This window comes from Nocardioides luteus, from assembly GCF_015752315.1.
In the GTDB taxonomy this organism is placed as follows: Bacteria; Actinomycetota; Actinomycetes; order Propionibacteriales; family Nocardioidaceae; genus Nocardioides.
This window is the reverse complement of the sequence record NZ_JADOVJ010000001.1, coordinates 912,917-930,177: the sequence shown is the minus strand read 5'-3', so window position 1 is coordinate 930,177 and position 17,261 is coordinate 912,917. Positions and strand designations below refer to the sequence as shown.

Below are 17,261 nucleotides of genomic sequence, written 5' to 3'. Positions count from 1 at the left end.
CGCAACACCGAAATTCTGCATCACCTGATTGTCAGGACCGTGTTACGTCCGGGCAGGCAGCACGCAGGCGGTGTCGAGGCCCAGGACGTGGTTGAGCCGCCCGAAGGCCAGCCACGACCCGAGGCACATGCTCAGCTCGACGATCTCGGCATCGGTGTAGTGGGCCGACATCCGGTCCCAGAAGGCCTGGTCGATCCCGTGGTGGTCGCTCGCGTAGCGCTCCGCGTACTCGGCGGCGAGCCGGGTGCGTTCGTCGAACGCGTCCGTCGTACGCCATTCCTCCACCGCCTCGGCGAACGACTCCTCGACCTTCTGGCCGTCACGTTCGGTGCGCCAGTCGAGGCAGAACACGCAACCGTTGATCTGCGCGATCCGCAGCCGCGCGGCCTCGAACTCACGGAGCCCGAGCGTGGTGTGCTCGTAGACGGCGAGCGAGAGGCCGGCCGCGGCCGGGCCGATCCCGGGGACCATCTCGCCCCAGACGTACGCGATCGGGTCCTTGCCGTCGGGGACGTCGATGATCATGCGGTCACACCTTCCTGGGCGGCCCTGGCCACACCGAGCCTGCCGATCGCCGGACGCAGCGGCACGTCCAGCGCGTCGTAGAGTCCTGGGTCTGCGTCGATGAGCCACTCGATCGCGCCGACGAGTCGCCCGACCGCGGTGGCGTTGCCGCCCCCGGCCCGGTTGCCCGTCTTGTCGGTCGCCTCGACCGTGACCTCGATCCGCGGGTCACCCTCGATGATCACCCGGTGGGCACCGTCGCCGTCGGGCGGCGTCGGCCAGTGCGGGGCGCAGGAGGGATGGATACGGGTGACGTGCTCGACGACGACGAGCGGCTCGCCGGCGACGATCCCCTGGACCTCGAAGCGCACCGCCCCTTGGGTGCCCTTCTCGAAGTCGCCCATCGACGCGGTGGTCACAGTCTCGTCCAGCGGCAGCCGCTCGACGGTCTCCCGGATCTCGTCGAGCTCGACGTCGAGACCACGGGCGATCAGCCGGACCTGGCCGCCCCACACCATGGTCGGCACGGTCTCGGCGAGCATCGGGGCGTCGTAGTCCATCGGCTGGCCCATCCCGACGAGATAGCGGACGGAGTCGGGCTGGTCATAGGTCGAGTAGTCGAAGATCTCCTGGCACCGGACGACGTCCACGGTGCTCCCCAGACCGCTGACCAGCAGCGGCAGCACGTCGTTCGCCCAGCCCGGGTCGACGCCGGAGACGAAGAGCGACCCGCCGCCCTCGGCGATCGCAGCGAGCACCGGCTCGCGCATCTCCGGCGGAGCGTTGCGCTGGTCGTAGAGCGCGTAGAGCGCGGGCGTGACGACCACGGCGCCGGCCCGGAGCGCGCGCACGATGTCGGCGAGGGCCTCGTCGGGGCGGATGTCGCCGGACGCGGCATACACGATCGCCTGGGGGCGCGTCGCGAGCACCGCGTCGATGTCGTCGGTGGCGGCGACACCGAGGCCATGGTCGACCTCTCCGAGATCACCCGCGTCGCGACCGACCTTCGCGGGGTCGTGGACGAGCACGCTGGTGAGCTCGAGCCGTGGATGTGCGTCGACGGCCCGGATGGCGAGTCGACCGATGTTTCCCGTGCCCCATACGCATACGGTGACCATGCGACCTCCCTGTCGCGTGAATGTTGCGAAACCTCTGACACCCCCACCGGCATACTAGAACATGTTCTAGCAATCAGTGATGAAAAGGGAGGTCATCTTGAGCAACACACCACGACAGGACCGGTCGCGAGGGCTCTCGCGGCGCGGATTCGTGCTCGGCGCGGGCTCGCTGGCTGGGGTCGGGATGCTGGGAGGAGCATTCGGAACCAGCCCGACCTGGGCGACCGCGGCACCGTCGTCGATCGGCAACGGCGCGCAGGTGCCGGTGCTGGTCATCGGCACCGGCTACGGCGGCTCGGTCGCAGCCCTGCGACTGGCCCAGGCCGGCATCAACGTCCACATGGTCGAGATGGGCCAGGACTGGTCCACGGTCGCGCCCGGCCCGGACGGCAAGATCCACCCGAAGGTGAGCGCTCCGGACTATCGGTCCTTCTGGATGCGTACGCGGACCAAGCAGCCGCTCAGCAACTTCCTCGGGTTCCCCATCGACAAGGACGTCCCGAAGTACGCCGGCATCCTGGATGCCGAGGACTTCGCCGGGATCTCCGTCTACCAGGGACGAGGAGTCGGCGGCGGCTCGCTCGTCAACGGAGGCATGGCCGTCACCCCGAAGCGGGAAAACTTCGGCGCCGTCCTGCCCTCGGTGGACGCCGCCGAGATGTACTCCACCTACTATCCGCGGGCCAACGCCGCACTCGGCGTCGGATCGGTCGACCCCGACTGGTTCGAACGGACCTCCTACTACCAGTACTCACGCGTGGGCCGGAAGCACGCCCAGCGCTCCGGCTTCGCGTGGACGTTCGTCCCGGACGTGTACGACTGGAACTACATGGTGGCCGAGGACAACGGCAGCGTCCCGAAGTCGGCACTGGCCCAGGAGGTCATCTACGGGAACAACCACGGCAAGAGGACGCTGCCGAAGACATACCTCGCTCAGGCCGCCGCTACCGGGAAGGTCACGATCTCCTCCCTGCACCGGGCCACGTCGGTCCGGCCCGCGGCGACCGGTGGGTACGACGTCGTCCTGGAGCAGATCAACACCGCCGGCGACGTGGTGGCGACGAAGACGGTCAACGCGGGCAAGGTGTTCTTCGCGGCCGGCAGCGTCGGCACGAGCAAACTGCTGGTGAAGCTGAAGGCGACCGGCGCGCTGCCGGCGCTGAACGGCGAGATCGGCCAGGGCTGGGGTGACAACGGCAACGTGATGGTCGGTCGCGCCAACCACATGTGGGACCCGACCGGTGACGTGCAGTCGACGATCCCGTGCTCCGGCATCGACAACTGGGACGCCGGCGGCGCCTTCGCCGAGGTCGCGCCGCTGCCTACCGGTATCGAGACGTTCGCGTCCTTCTATCTCGCGATCACCAAGACCCAGCGCCGGGCGGCGTTCAGCTACAACTCGACCACCGGCAAGGTCGACCTGTCGTGGCAGACCGCGTGGAAGCAGGACTCGATCACGATGGCGAAGACCATCTTCGACAAGATCAACAAGACCGAAGGGACGATCTACCGGACCGACCTGTTCGGCACCAACAAGATCTGGGGTGACCACCTGACCTATCACCCGCTGGGCGGTGCGGTCCTGAACCGGGCCACCGACAACTACGGCCGGCTGCACGGCTACGCCGGTCTGTACGTCATCGACGGCTCGCTCATCCCCGGCAACACGAGCGTCAACCCGTTCGTCACGATCACCGCCCTCGCGGAGCGGAACATCGAGAGGATCATCGCCACCGACCTCTGACCTTTTCCGGAGGTAGGTGCCGGAAAAGGTAGGACCGGCCGGTCCGAGGGTTTCTCGGACCGGCCGGTCATCTTCCACACCCGCGATCAGAGGGGTGAGGTCTGGTGTCCCATGGGGGACTTACAGCGCGCGGGCAAGAGCCAGCTTCGCCTGGACGGCGGCTCGCTCGGCCTTGCGGCCCAGGCGAGCGGCCTTGACGAGGGCATGGCCTCGCCGCAGTTCACGCGCCTCTCCCAGGCGCGCGGCCATTTGCGCGCGCGCCAGGTCTTCGTAAAGCAAGTTCATCTGAGTGCTCCGTACTCGGTTGGTGTTCATGTCTGGTGGTTCTCCTGCTGGTCAGCGGGCTCCGGCGCCCATGGTCATCACAATCGTGTTCATGGCTGTCGCCTTTCGTCGTTGAAACGGCTGTCTGTGCTTCGGTGCTGTTCGGTCGATCAGGCGGCGTCCTTGCGGGGCCGGCCACGGGGCCGCTTGCGGGGGATCACCTTCCCCTGCAGGAGCAGCTGGCCGCCCCAGACGCCCCAGGGCTCACGCCGGTCGAGGGCGCCGGCGAGGCAGAGCGGCTGCACGGGGCAGGTCGCGCAGAGCGCCTTGGCGAACTCGACGTCGGCAGGAGACTCGGCGAACCACAGCTCGGGGTTGTTGGCCCGGCAGGGCAGCAGGTCCTCGTCGTAGCGGTTGGCGCGGTCGTGGAGAACGCCGAGCTTGACCTCGGGCTCGAGAATGCTGGTCATATGTACACCTCCTTTGTGACTGATCGCGGGTTTTGAGAAACAGAAAGGCCGCGGATCCCGGGTTTCGGGTTCCGCGGCCTGGAGGCTGCTGTGACTACGTGGTTCTACGTAGTCGGACAGCTCCAGGCTCGAATCCCAAGGGACTTGACCTTGATGGCATCCGCCTGCGGGGACACGAGTCCCTCGACGCGCATGCCGTAACCGGCGCCCGCAAAGGCACCGGCAGCCGGGGTGGCCCAGGTCGGGCTGGACAGCTCGGGGTGGCCGCACGCGGACATGGCGATGCCATTGATCGGCGTCTTGATCTGGTTGATCTTCACTGGGGCCACCTCCTTCGGGGCTGTCGGGCGCGCTTGAGCAGCACGCGGCTTTACTTGATGGAAGAACACTAACTGGCCGGGCAGGTAGCCCGCAAACGATTAAACCCGTTGATTTCGAGGAATTTCCGTGAAGGACTTTTACGCCTCGGCGGAGATCACCTGAAGGACTTCCGAGCCGTACGCCTCCACCTTGCCGCGGCCGATGCCGGCGATGCGCTGCAGATCCTGGAGCGTGCCCGGCTTCTGCTCGGCGATCTGCTCCAAGGTCGCGTCGGTGAAGACCACGAACGCCGGCTTGCGGATCGCCTCGGCGGTCTCCTTGCGCCACTGCTTCAGCCGGCCGTAGAGCTCCTCGTCGTAAGGCGCGTCGCAGCCTTCGTGGCGGCCCATCCGCTTCTCGGCCGCCGAGCCGAGCGGTCCGCCGCAGGCCTTGCACATCCGCGCCTTGCCGGAGCCGGGCCGGCGTGCCGGTGCCGTAGACCGTGCCGGTCGCAGCGGGTCGAGGAACCGCGACGGCCGGCGCCGCGCCGCCTGGCCCGGCTGGCGGGCCAGCGCCCAGGACAGGGTCAGGTCCACCCGCGCCCGGGTGAGGCCGACGTAGAGCAGGCGCCGCTCCTCCTCGATCTCGGCCGGGGTCGGCTCCTCGCCGCGGAGGATGAACGGCATCGTGCCGTCCTGGAGCCCGACCAGGAAGACCGAGTCCCACTCGAGCCCCTTGGCTGCGTGGAAGGTCGCCAGAGTCACTCCCGACGGCACCGGCGCGTGCTGCTCGGCCGCGCGGCGGTCGAGCTCGGCGACGAGGCCGGCCAGGTCGCCACCTGCTGCTGCGAAGGCGCGCGCCTGGTCGATCAGCGCCTGCCACGACTCCCAGCGGTCGCGGGTCTGGCCGCGGCCGTCCGGCGGCTCCGAGGTCCAGCCCATCCCGGCCAGGATCCCGTGGACCGACTCCAGCAGCTCGTCACCGATCACTGCTCCCTGGCCGCCTCGCGCCGCACCTCGGATCCGGGTGACGGCCTCGCGGACCTCGGGCCGGTCGAAGAACCGGGCGGCGCCGCGTACGACATAGGGGATCCGGCGGGCGGTGAGGGCGTCCTCGTAGGCCTCCGACTGGGCGTTGATCCGGAACAGGATCGCCATCTCGTTGTAGGGCTTGCCGGACTGGTGCAGGCGCAGGATCTCGGCGGCGACGCCCTCGGCCTCGGCGACCTCGTCGGGCTGCTCGACGTGCTCGACGGCAGGCCCGGCGTCACGCTGCGCCTGCAGCTGCACACCGGCGCTGGGCGTGCCTTCCAGGATCTTGTTGGCCGCCCTCACCACCTGCGGCGAGGAGCGGTAGTTGCGGACCAGCTCGACCGAGGTGGCACCGGGATGCTTCTTCGGGAAGTCACGGAGGTAGGCAGCGTCGGCACCGGCGAAGGTGTAGATCGTCTGGGCCGGGTCGCCGACGACGCAGATCTCGTTGCGCCCGCCCAGCCACAGGTCGAGCAGAGCCGACTGCAGCGGCGAGACGTCCTGGAACTCGTCGACGGTGAACCACTTGTACTGCCGCCTGACCTGCGCCGCGACCCGCTCGTCGTGCTCCAGGAGCCCGGCGGTCAGCAGCAGCACGTCCTCCATGTCCATGCGTGCCTGGGTGCGCTTGACGTCCTCGTACGCCGCGTAGATGTGCCCCACCATCGACGGCGTCAGCCCGCCGACCTCCCGGCCCCGCGCCTCGGCCGACTTCGGGTAGTCGTCGGGGTGGACGTTGGAGACCTTCGACCACTCGATCTCCGAGGCCAGGTCGCGTGCCTGGGCCTGGTCGACGTTGATCCGCTGGCGCTGCGCGGCCGCGCGGATGAGCGGGATCTTCGACTCGGTCAGGGTGGGCAGCTCGGTGCCGTAGACCTTGGGCCAGAAGAACCGCAGCTGGCGGAGGGCAGCGGAGTGGAACGTACGCGCCTGGACCGCGCCGGCGCCCATCGCGCGCAGCCGCTGACGCATCTCCCCGGCGGCCCGGGTGGTGAAGGTGACCGCGAGGACCTCCTGCGGCGCGTAGACGCCGGTGGCGACGCCGTAGGCGATCCGGTGGGTGATGGCCCGGGTCTTGCCCGTCCCCGCACCCGCCAGCACCCGGACCGGACCGCGCAGCGCCTCGGCCACCCGGCGCTGCTCGGGGTCCAGTGCGGCGAGGAGGGACTCGGGGGTCATGGGCGGGAAGAACTCCTCGGGGTGGGAACGTTGTGCCTTGCGGGTCAACACTATTGGCTCGCACCGACAGTTCTGATGAGGAGATCCCGATGAGTAGCTTCACCATGTACACCACGCCCTGGTGTGGATACTGCCAGCGACTCAAGGGACAGCTCGGCCGTGAGGACATCACCTTCGACGAGGTCGACATCGAGCAGGTGCCCGAGGCCGCCCAGATCGTCGAGCAGGTCAACGACGGCAACCAGACCGTCCCCACCCTCGTCTACTCGGACGGCACCGCAATGACCAACCCGTCGATCGCTCAGGTCAAGGCGAAGCTCGCCGAGCTGGTCTGACCTCCTCGGTCTCCGTCACCACGATCCGGGCAGCTCGCCGCCGTACCAGGCCTCGACCAGCGACCGGCTGATCGAGATGCCGCTGGGCAGCTTGATCTCGCCGCTGCGCGCGACGGCGGCGAGCTCGGCGCGGGTGAACCAGCGCGCCTCGCGGATCTCGTCCTCGTCGACCGTGATCTCGGTCGACGCCGCACGGGCGAAGAAGCCGAGCATCAGGCTGGCCGGCAGCGGCCACGGCTGGTTGCCGAAGTAGTCGACCTGCCCGACGCGTACGCCGACCTCCTCGGCGACCTCGCGACGGACCGCGTCCTCGAGGGACTCCCCCGGCTCGACGAAGCCGGCGAGCGTGGAGAAGTTCGGCGCGGGCCAGCGGGTGTGGTTGCCGAGCAGGCAACGCTCCTCGTCGGTCCCGGGCTCGCCCGACGTCACCAGCATGATCACCGCGGGGTCGGTGCGCGGGAAGGTCAGATGGCCCTCCGGGCAGGCCAGCTCGTGACCGGCCGCGCGCGGCACCAGGCTGCCGCTGCACCGTGAGCAGAACCGGGTCGCCCGGTGCCACTCGGCCAGGCCGATCGCGTGCATCAGGAAGCTCGCCTCGGTCGTGTCGGCGAGCATCGCGGGGAAGAGCCCACGCAGGTCACGCCAGGTCTCGCCGGCCTCCTCGCGGCCGGTGAGCACCGCGAACCTGGCCCCGTCGGCGGTGTCGCCGAGGAGCAGCCGGATCCCCTCCGGGGAGTCTGCCGGCGTACGCCACCTCACCCCGGTCTCGCCGGACGGCTCGACCCTGTTGCCGGCGACCACGAGGACCCTCGTGGTCTCGTCCGTCCAGGCCTTCTCGACCCAGCCGTCGTCGGCGCGCAGATGGCCGGAGCGGTCGTGGGGATCCTGGGTGATTCTCAGATGGATGGGCAGCTTCGGGGAGTCCACCCGTCAGAGCCTATGAGGTGGGTATATGTTCCGCGGCGTGGATCGGTTCTGGCGCATCGCCGCTGTCGTCTCCGTCGTGGTCGCTCTCGCGATCAACGTCTACGTCGCCTGGGGCTCGAACCTCTCGTTCATGTACGACGAGATCGGCACGGTCATCCATGGGCGGACCGTTCTGGGCCTCGACGCGCCCCAGCTGAACACCCCCGGCTACTACCCCGGCTGGGGTGTGCTGCTGGCGCCGTTGTGGCTGGTCACGTCCAATGTCTTCGTCTTCTACCAGCTGGCGATCGTCGTCGGCCTGGTGATCAGCATGCTCACGATCTGGCCACTGGCCCGGGTCGCGGTGCGGCTCAGCGGCGTCACCCCGGCGCAGGGTGTGGTCGCCGGCGCCGTCGTGATGGCCCTGCCGCCACGCGCGATCCAGGCCGACTACATCCTCTCCGAGCGGCTGATCACGCTGCTCGTCGTCGTGGCGACGCTGGTCGCGTTCCGGCTCTGGGAGAAGCCGAGCTACCGCGGCGTACTCCTGCTCAGCCTGGTCACCGGACTGGCCCTGTTCTCGCACGCCCGGATGCAGGTCTTCGTCGCCGCGGTCGCGCTGTGGCTGATCTGCCTCCTCGTGCACGGTCTCCTCGTACGCAAGCGGCAGGTCGCGCTCATCGCGCTCGTCGGGCTGGTCACCACCGGTGTGCTCGCCGTGATCGCCAACAAGGCCGCGCTCTGGTTCCACGCGCAGCTGGTGCCGTGGAAGTTCATCCAGGCGCAGGGCTTCTTCGAGAAGGTCGTGCACGCCAACCCGCGCTTCTGGGTCGACACCTTCGCCGGTGAGGCCTGGACACAGATGATCGGCAGCTTCGGCGTCGTGGTCGTCGGCCTGGTCGTGGTGACCGCGGCGTTCTGGAAGGAGCTCCGCGAGCGGCAGGTCGGGCCCGCCGGGTTCGTGCTGATCGCGGCCGGCTCGATGTACGTCCTCAGCTGCCTGAACTGGGGCAACGAGTACTCGCTGTTCACGATGGAGTGGCGGCGCTTCGACTACTGGATCTACGGGCGCTACATCGACCCGGTCTTCGCGGTCCTGGTGCTGGCTGGGGTCTGTGCTGCGATCCAGGCCGTACGCTCCCGGGCCGTCCTGGTCTGGACATGGGTGATCGTCGCCGGGGTCTCGCTGGTGACCATCCTCGTCGTCGCCCCCGACGCACCCACCTGGGCGTACACCACCCCGGCCCACATCCCGGGCGCGATCCCGTGGTGGTGGGCGCTTCCGGACGGGCAGTTCCCGCAGCCCGGGCCGATCCCGTCCTTCACCAACGACAACCGCTTCTGGCTGATCGCGACTCTCTGCTCGCTGATCCCGTTGGCGATCTGGACGATCCTCGCGGCCCTCTCCCGAGTGAGCCCGCGACTCTCCGACCGGGTGCGCTCGGTGGTCGTCACCGCGCTCGTCCTGGTGGTCGGCACCGCCGGCTCTGCCGTCGCCGACGTGGCCTCGAACGAGTTCCACGACCACTTCAACCGCGACACCCCGGTCGTCGGCGAGCTCCGCTCGATCCTCGCCGAGCACCCAGAAGCCGTCGTCGCCTACGACAACAACTGCCCCCGCCGCCGCTCGTCGATGAACTCGGAGCGCAACTGGTTGATGTGGTGGATGCTCCCCACCATCGTCAAGCGCCAGTGGGAGTGGGGGGACGACATCGTCTTCTCCTGCCCGAACGGTGAGCCTTCCTTCGTCACCGGCGCGGTGATGCTGCGCGAGCGGCCGTTCCCGCTTGCGACCGTCTGGATCCTTCCTGGGGATCTGCTCGACTCGCTGCGGGAGTCGGGGGAACTGCCGGAGGTTGCTCGGACGGTGAAGTAGTTCCGCTTCTAATGGCCGCCGGCGGGCACTGTTGTTTGTGGCTGGTCTGGGCCGCCGACCCTGTCCTCGAGTATTTCTCGACCTGCCCCGGAGTCAAGGACGGCCTGCGGCCGCCGGCTACGCCGGCCGCTTCGCGGTCCTTGACACCGGACCATGTCGAGAAAGATTTGGCTGGCTATCAGGGGCGGCGGCCCCAGTGTGGCCGGGAGACAGTCGCCCCTCGGGAGGCGGACGCTCCACGGTGAACGAAAATTCATTCACCCCCGCGGAAGAAGACGCTCTCCTGGGTGAACGAAAATTCGTTCACCCCCACCAATCCGCCCAGCCTCCTCCGTGTGAAAGAGAATTTTCTTTCACGGACTCAGCCACCCTTGGGCACGGTCGACAGCAGTGAACGAAAATTCGTTCACTCCAGATCCCAAGCCCCTGCCCAACCCACATCACCGCGCCAAACCCCTGCCGCCGACCCGATAACCAGCCAAAATTCTCAGCGACGGCCGGTGTCAAGGACCGCGAAGCGGCCGGCGAAGCCGGCGGCCGCAGGCCGTCCTTTACTCCGGACGCCGCTGAGAACACCCTCCCGTAACGGGTCGGCGGCAAACACCAACCACAAAATCAAAGCAGCCAATGCGCGCCGAAAGAAGTCGCTAGCGATCCCCACCCAGGATCCGCTCCAACTCCCCCCGATCAGCAAGCCCAGGCGGCTCGACCAACCTCCCCGACCGCACGTAGTAGAACGCCGCCCGAACCTTCGACAGCGGCAGCCCCATCAGCTCAGCCCACCCGAGCCGATAGAGCGCGAGCTGGAGCGGGTCGGCGTTCTGGGCCTGGTTGGTCTTCCAGTCGACGATCAGGAAGCTTCCGTCGGGTTCCTGGTAAACCGCGTCGATCCGGCCGCGTACGACCTGACCGGCCAGGACGATCGCGAAGGCGGCCTCGACCCGGAACGGTGGCCGGTCGGCGAACGGTCCCTGCTCGAAGGCGGCGATGACCTCCTCGAGCCCGGACTCGTCCTCGATGCCGTGGTCGGCGCGGCCGGGGAGGTCGTCGGGGTCGAAGAGGTCCTGCTGGCCGAAGCGGGCCTCGACCCAGGCGTGGAACCGGGTGCCGAAGCGGGCCTGGGAGGACGGCTTGCGCGGCATCGGGCGGACCAGGTCGGCGGCGAAGCCGAGCGGGTCGTCGCGCAGCTTGGACATGGCGGTGGCCGACAGCGAGGAGGGCAGCGGCACGACCACCTCGGGAGCACGTTCGCGCTCCGCCTCGGTGAGCAGCCGCTCGATCTCCTCGTCCCACTGGTTCACCGTCTCTAGCAGGGTGAGGTCGTCGAGATCGTCGGGCCCCGGCCCCACCTCCCGGACGAGCCTGGCCGCCTCCAGGCGGCGCTCCACCTCGGGGGTGTGGTGGTTGATCGGCCAGGGCAGGTCGACCTCGAGGGCGGCGTAGGGGCTCTCCTCCTCGCCCTTCACGACCACGTCTGCCCAGCGGTCGGGCTTGGCGCCCCACTGGAGCAGCGCCTCGCGGGTCTTCTCCACGTAGACCGACGGCCCGCGGCCCTCCTTGAGCGAGGGTGACCAGCGCCAGCAGGAGACGAACTGGATGTGGCGGGCGCGGGTCCAGGCGACGTAGGCCAGCCGGAGCTCCTCGACGCGCTCGTGCTCCTTGCGCTCGGCGAGGAGCTCGTCGATCGAGTCGGCGTCGTGACCGTGGAGCTGGGGCAGGTCGTCGCGGTCGCCGCGGAGCGCGGCGGGCATGACCGAGGGGACGGTCAGCCAGGAGGATCGCGTCTGGCCGGTCGGGAACTTCTTGTGGGTGACCCCGACCAGGAAGACGACGTCCCACTCCAGCCCCTTGGCACGGTGGACGGTGAGCAGCTTGACCGAGTCGGCCTCGGACGGGGTGGCGACGTCGAGACCCTGGCCGTATTCGTCCTCCGCCTCCAGGTAGGCCAGCAGCGCGGCGAGGGTGACCTGGCCGTCGAGCCCCTCGAACTCGGCGACCGCCTGCACGAAGAGATCGAGGTTGTCGCGCCGGGCCGACGCCGCCGGGGAGACCGAGGCGGCCAGCTCGACGTCGATGCCGGTGACGTCGATGATCCGCCGGACCAGGTCGAGGAGTGGCTCGTTGACCGCTCGCCGGAGCCCACGGAGCTCGTCGGCGAGCAGCTTGAACCGCTCCCGCGCCTGCGGGGAGTAGTCGTAGTCGGCGGCGTCGCCCGGGTCCTCGAGCGCGTCGTTGAGCGAGGGGATCTCGGTGGGGTCGGTGCCCTCGACCGCCGCCTCCAGTTGCCGCTCGATGTCGGCGAACTCCTCCGCACCCCCGACGACCCCGGCCAGGTCACGTGACCTGCGGCCGAGGATGGCCAGGTCACGCGGCCCGATCGCCCAGCGCGGGCCGGCGAGCAGGGTGAGCAGCGCGGCGTTGGCGGTGACGTCGTGGAGCAGCTCCATGGTGGCGACGACCTCGGCCACCTCGGGCAGCCGGAGCAGCCCCTTCAGGCCGACGATCTCGACCGGGATCTCGCGAGCGGTGAGCGCGTCGAAGACCGCCGCGGCCTGCGAGTTGTCCCTGGTCAGGACGCCGATCTCCTTCCACTCGCCGACCGCCTCATGAGCCTCGATCACCTTGTCCGCGAGCCAGACCAGCTCGTCGTCGTACGTCTCGTGGACATGCACCCGCACCTCACCGTCACGCGCGCCCTCGGCGGCGACCAGGCGCTCCTTCTCCCGACCCTCGTAGAGCTGGGCGGCGAGGTGGTTGGCGGTGGCGAGGATGCGGGCGTCGGAGCGGCGGTTGACGGTCAGGGAGTAGGACGGACGACGCCCGTCCTTGGTCGGGAAGTCGCGGCCGAACTCGAGGATGTTGCTCACCGAGGCACCGCGCCAGCCGTAGATCGCCTGGTTGGGGTCGCCGACGGCGGTCACCGGGTGTCCGTCGCCGAAGAGACGGGCGAGCATCTGGGCCTGGGCCACCGAGGTGTCCTGGTATTCGTCGAGGAGCACCACCTTGAACTTGCCGCGCTCGATCTCGCCGACCTCGGGGGTCTCCACGGCCAGCCGGGCGGCCAGCGCGATCTGGTCGGAGAAGTCCAGCAGCCCGAGCCGGTCCTTGAGGCGCCGGTAGCCGTCGACCAGGTCGAGCAGCTCGTAGCGCTTGTCGATCGCGTCGATCGCCTTCTCGACCTTGGTCAGCTTGGTCTTGACCCGCTTGCCGTCGGCGAGCTGGGCGTTGAGGTCAGCCACCTCCAGCGCGAACAGCGACCGCTCGTTGCGGTCGTAGGCCCGCAGGGTGGCGGGGTCGACGAGATGCTCGGAGAGCTCGGAGTCGAGCGCGAGCAACTGCTGCACGGCCAGCTTCGGGTAGTCGGTCAGCTTCTCCACCGGGTGGGTGTGCCGGGCCACCGCCCGCGCGGCGAGCTGGTAGCGGGTCGCGTCGGCGATCAGCCGGGTGTCGGGCTCGTGCCCGATCCGCAGCCCGTGCTCGGAGAGCAGGCCGGAGGCGTAGGAGTGGTAGGTCGCGACCGTCGGCTCGGTCGGCTCCTCCTCCGCGTCCTCGCCGGGCCGCGGCGGGCCCTCGCGACGCTCCGGCCACAGGCCGGCCTTCTGCAGCGACTCCCGGATCCTGGTGGCCAGCTCGGCGGTCGCCTTCGTGGTGAAGGTCAGACCGAGCACCTCCCCGGGAAGCACCCGGCCGGTGGCGACCAGCCACACGACGCGGGCGGCCATGACCGCCGTCTTGCCGGACCCGGCACCGGCGATCACCACGGCCGGCTCCAGCGGTGCGGTGATCGCGCGGAACTGCTCCTCGCTGTAGAGCCAGTCGTGGCCCATCAGCTTGGCGAGCTCCTCGGGGGTCTCGACCCTCATCGGGTTCATGAGAGCACCGATCCCGAGGTCTGCGCCGGGCAGAGCGCCACGAACTGGCACCGGTCGCACTGCTTGCCGGGCCTGGCCACGAACTCCTCGGCGCGCACCGTCGCCACCGCCTTCTCCAGCTGGTTGATGATCTCGGGCGGCTCCGGTGCCTGCACCTGCACCTTCGGCAGCTCGCTCCCCGAACCCGCCGGGTGGCGCAGCTGGATCAGCTCCGCTCCCCCGGAGGTCGCGCCCTCCGCCAGCGACGCGGCCGCACCGTGCTCCACCGCCAGCTGGTAGAGGCCGAGCTGGCCGTGCTCCTTGACCTCCTGCGCGGTGGGCGGGTACTTCCCGGTCTTCAGGTCGACCACCACGATCCGGCCGCTCTCGTCGAGCTCCAGCCGGTCGGCGTAGCCGTTGAGCCGCACCGTCTCCCCGCTGGGGAGCGAGACCTTCGCGGTCAGCTGCTCCTCGAACCCGATCACCGTGCGCGCGCCGGGACGCCGGTGCCAGGTCAGGAACCGGGCAAGCACCTCCCGGACCGCCTCCCGCTCACGGGCGGCGGACCAGGGCGTACGGAACTCGAGGCGGCCCCACACCTCGTCCACGAACGGCATCAGGTCCTCGACGGTGGCGGCGTCGAGGTCGCCACGGGCGAGCTGCTCGGCGATCGCGTGCACCACCTTGCCGAAGCCCTGGCTCGAGGAGTCCGTGACCGCGCCGCCCGCCTCACGGGCCAGGAACCACTGCGCGGGACAGGTCAGGATCGCCTCCAGCGCGGACGCGCTCAGCGTGATCGGACGGTCCTCGGGACGGACCGCGGCCGAGGCGTACGTCGGGGCCCGCAGCCCCCACCAGGTCGAGGGATCCGCGGCGAGGGCGATCCGCTTGCCGCGCACCTCGGTGGCGGCCAGCTTCTGCAGCCTCCTCGCGGCGGCCTCGCGCAGCGCGAGGGGCTGAGCCGGGTCGGCGGCGGTGCGGCGCAGCTCTGCGACCAGGCCGGCGAGCGAGAGCGGGCGCGCCGGCCGGCCGACCCGGTGCCGGATCTGGTCCTCGCGCAGGCCGAGCTCGTTGATGAACCGCGACGGCTGGTCGCCGTCGTCGTCGGGCGACTTCACCGCGGTCACGACCAGCCGGGACCGGGCGCGGGTGGCGGCGACGTAGAAGAGCCGGCGCTCCTCGGCGAGCATCGCCGACCGGGTCAGCGGCGGCAGCAGCCCGCCATGACGACCGTCCGGCAGTGCCGGGGCGATCCGGTCGGGGCCGAGGAGCGAGTCGCGACGGCGCAGGTCGGGCCACGCACCCTCCTGGACGTGGGCGACGACGACGAGACCCCACTCCAGGCCCTTGGAGCGGTGGGCGGTGAGCAGCCGCACCGAGGAGCCACGCACACCCTTGTCGGCCAGGGTGTCGGCCGGGATCTCCTGGGCGCGCAGGGTGGCCAGGAAGGTCTCGACCGAGGTGAACTCCTGACGGCCCTCGATCTTGGCGGCGGTGTCGAAGAGAGCCACGACCGCGTCCAGGTCACGGTGGGCCAGCCGTGCCGCGGGACCGCCCGACTCGACCTGCGCCCGCAGCCGCTGCCCCCACTCGGCACCGTCCCACAGCGTCCACAGCACCTGCTCCGCCCCGGCGCCGTCCTTCAGCGTCGCCCGGGCCTCGGCGAGAAGCACCGCGAGCCGGCGTACGCGTCCCAGCACCCGCTCCCCGCCAGCCCCGCTGGTCGAGCCGGATTCGTGAGGTACGAGCGAATCCGTGTCGAGACCAACACGGTCGCCATCGGCGCTCGATTCGACTGTGTTGGTCTCGACACGCTCGGCCGCAGGCGGCCTCGCGGCTCGACCAGCGGAGGCGGCGAGCAGCGTCGGATCGAGAACGGCGCGACGTACGAGATCGTGCGCAGCGACGTCCGGGAAGCGAGCCCGCAGGGTGCGGACGAGCGCGCGGACGTCGGTGGCGTCGAGGCCGCCGAGCGGGCCGGTGAGCAGCTCCTCGCAGCGCTCGGGGCGTACGTAGCGCTCGTCGAGGTCCGACTCGACGTCGGCGTCGACCACGACCCCGAGCGCGTCGAGGAGGACGGCCGCGGCGGGCTCGCGGACGAGCGGAGTCTCGTCGGAGGCGACCTCGACCGGGACACCGGCGGCGGTCAGCGACCGGCGCAGCTGCGGGATCGAGGTGCGGCCCGAGCGCACCAGGACCGCCATGTCGGACCAGTCGAGGCCGTCCTCGAGATGCGCCCGGCGCAGCAGGTCGGCGATGTGCTCGGTCTCGGCGCGGTCGGTGTCGAAGGTGAGCACCTCGGCACGGCCCGGGTCGGAGGCCAGCGGATGCGGGTTGCGGAAGGTGTCGTAGGCCGAGGCCGGGATCGAGCCACGCACCGAGATGCCCGCGGCGATCGACCGCGACGCCCGCAGCAGCCGGGAGCCGAACCGGCGGGTGGTGCCCAGGGCGACCACCGGCGCATGCCGGCGCTCGCGGGTCAGGAACTGCGACGGGAAGTCGAGGATCCCGTTGACGTCCGCGCCCCGGAACCCGTAGATCGACTGGTCCGGGTCGCCGACCACGATCAGGTCGCGGCCGTCGCCCGCCAGCGCCTGCAGCAGCGCGACCTGGCTCGGGTCGGTGTCCTGGTATTCGTCCACGAACACGCACGCGAACTCGGCCCGCAGCTCGGCCGCGTGCCGCTCGGCCTCGATCACGCCGCGCATGATCAGGTCGGGGTAGTCGATGGCCGACTGGGCGCCGAGCACGTCCAGATACTGCTCCAGGAACCACCCGGCGGCGACGAACTCCTCGATCCCCTCGTCACGGCCGAGCGCGACCAGCTGGTCGGGATCGAGCCCACGCTCGCGCGCCCGCGCGATCACGGTCTGCACCTCGCGCGCGAACCCGCGGGTGCCGACCGCCATCCGGAACCGCTCCGGCCACCGCACCGACTCCGGGTTGTCGGCCAGCAGCTCCTGCAGCACCACATCGGCCTCGGGGGCCGAGAGCAGCGTCAGCGGGGCGGCGTAGAGCTCGGCCGGCGCGTACCTCCGCACCAGCCCGTAGGCGAAGGAGTGGAACGTCGAGGAGACCGCCCCGGACAGCGTCCGGCCCAGCCGCGCCGTCACCCGGTCACGCAGCTGCTCGGCCGCCTTGCGGGAGAAGGTCAGCGCCAGCAGCTGGTCGGGACGTACGCCGCGGTTCTCGATCCGGTCGACCACCGCCTCCACCAGCGTGGTGGTCTTGCCCGTCCCGGGCCCGGCCAGCACCAGGAGCGGCCCGCCGGGATGCTCCACGACCGACCGCTGGTGCTCGTCGAGCACCGGCACGGCGGCAGCACTCGGCGGCGGGGCAAGGCGGTACGCGACACTCACAGGACCAGCCAATCAGAGAGCACCGACACTCAGACGTCGTGCCCCAACCTCATCCGCACCGCGACGACATCGTCGAGGTCGATCCCCTCCGCCTTCCGCACGACGACCTTCAGGGGCAGCAGGTAGGTGCCGTCCTTGGGGAAGAGCGCGGTGGTGAAGGTGGTCGCGCCGATGGTGGCGGTGACGGCGACCTGGCCCCAGTACTCGAGACCGCGGGCGTCCTCCTTGAGGTCCTCGGCGTCCTCGACGGGCATGGGGACGTAGTAGAACGGCGCCGGCCCGCGCCACTCGATCACGGCTCCTTCGAAGGCGTACTCCATCGGT

General features: G+C 70.0%; 13 protein-coding genes. 3 read left to right on the top strand and 10 right to left on the bottom strand.

The genetic code is table 11. The features are described 5' to 3' along the window. Positions 1-42: 42 nt before the first annotated feature. Both HD557_RS04500 and HD557_RS04495 read right to left on the bottom strand, forming a co-directional pair. A complete protein-coding gene (locus HD557_RS04500) occupies positions 43-525 on the bottom strand; it encodes a carboxymuconolactone decarboxylase family protein (protein WP_196872946.1) in 483 nt (160 codons plus the stop codon). Beyond that, positions 522-1,622, bottom strand: coding sequence for an NAD(P)H-dependent amine dehydrogenase family protein (locus HD557_RS04495; protein WP_196872944.1), 1,101 nt, complete (start codon positions 1,620-1,622; stop codon positions 522-524). The genes HD557_RS04500 and HD557_RS04495 overlap by 4 nt, the downstream gene beginning before the upstream one ends. A gap of 97 nt (positions 1,623-1,719) precedes the next feature. On the opposite strand from HD557_RS04495, the gene HD557_RS04490 reads away from it, so the two are divergent. Continuing rightward, a complete protein-coding gene (locus HD557_RS04490) occupies positions 1,720-3,366 on the top strand; it encodes a GMC oxidoreductase (protein ID WP_231380177.1) in 1,647 nt (548 codons plus the stop codon). Positions 3,367-3,486: 120 nt separating this feature from the next. On the opposite strand, the gene HD557_RS04485 is transcribed toward HD557_RS04490, so the two are convergent. The 4 genes from HD557_RS04485 to HD557_RS04470 all read right to left on the bottom strand — a co-directional run bounded on the left by HD557_RS04485 (position 3,487) and on the right by HD557_RS04470 (position 6,610). Beyond that, positions 3,487-3,651, bottom strand: a complete 165-nt coding sequence (locus HD557_RS04485; RefSeq protein WP_231380176.1) for a hypothetical protein — start codon at positions 3,649-3,651, stop codon at positions 3,487-3,489. A 149-nt stretch (positions 3,652-3,800) separates the two neighbouring features. Beyond that, positions 3,801-4,100, bottom strand: coding sequence for a WhiB family transcriptional regulator (locus HD557_RS04480; protein ID WP_008364199.1), 300 nt, complete (start codon positions 4,098-4,100; stop codon positions 3,801-3,803). Positions 4,101-4,204: 104 nt separating this feature from the next. Next, entirely contained in the window at positions 4,205-4,420 is a 216-nt protein-coding gene (locus HD557_RS04475; RefSeq protein ID WP_008364198.1) for a hypothetical protein, read from the bottom strand. 138 nt (positions 4,421-4,558) lie between these two features. Further along, positions 4,559-6,610: an ATP-dependent DNA helicase UvrD2 gene (locus HD557_RS04470; RefSeq protein WP_196872941.1), complete on the bottom strand. Its 2,052-nt coding sequence runs from the start codon at positions 6,608-6,610 to the stop codon at positions 4,559-4,561. 89 nt (positions 6,611-6,699) lie between these two features. Between HD557_RS04470 and HD557_RS04465 the strand changes: the two genes are divergently transcribed. Further along, positions 6,700-6,945, top strand: a complete 246-nt coding sequence (locus HD557_RS04465; RefSeq protein WP_008364195.1) for a mycoredoxin — start codon at positions 6,700-6,702, stop codon at positions 6,943-6,945. A gap of 15 nt (positions 6,946-6,960) precedes the next feature. Here the strand turns inward: HD557_RS04465 and nudC are convergent, their stop codons facing one another. After that, positions 6,961-7,872, bottom strand: a complete 912-nt coding sequence (gene nudC / locus HD557_RS04460) for an NAD(+) diphosphatase (protein ID WP_196872939.1) — start codon at positions 7,870-7,872, stop codon at positions 6,961-6,963. Between the two features lie 37 nt (positions 7,873-7,909). Between nudC and HD557_RS04455 the strand changes: the two genes are divergently transcribed. Next, positions 7,910-9,727, top strand: coding sequence for a hypothetical protein (locus HD557_RS04455; protein ID WP_196872937.1), 1,818 nt, complete (start codon positions 7,910-7,912; stop codon positions 9,725-9,727). 647 nt (positions 9,728-10,374) lie between these two features. Here the strand turns inward: HD557_RS04455 and HD557_RS04450 are convergent. Genes HD557_RS04450 through HD557_RS04440 form a run of 3 tightly spaced genes read right to left on the bottom strand, consistent with a single transcriptional unit; the run spans position 10,375 to position 17,257 of the window. Further along, positions 10,375-13,590, bottom strand: a complete 3,216-nt coding sequence (locus HD557_RS04450; RefSeq protein ID WP_231380175.1) for an ATP-dependent DNA helicase — start codon at positions 13,588-13,590, stop codon at positions 10,375-10,377. 5 nt (positions 13,591-13,595) lie between these two features. Continuing rightward, a complete protein-coding gene (locus HD557_RS04445; RefSeq protein WP_196872934.1) occupies positions 13,596-16,937 on the bottom strand; it encodes an ATP-dependent helicase in 3,342 nt (1,113 codons plus the stop codon). Between the two features lie 29 nt (positions 16,938-16,966). Continuing rightward, positions 16,967-17,257 carry a DUF1905 domain-containing protein gene (locus HD557_RS04440; protein ID WP_196872933.1) on the bottom strand — a complete coding sequence of 97 codons (291 nt, stop codon included), beginning with the start codon at positions 17,255-17,257 and terminating at the stop codon, positions 16,967-16,969. Positions 17,258-17,261: the final 4 nt, after the last annotated feature.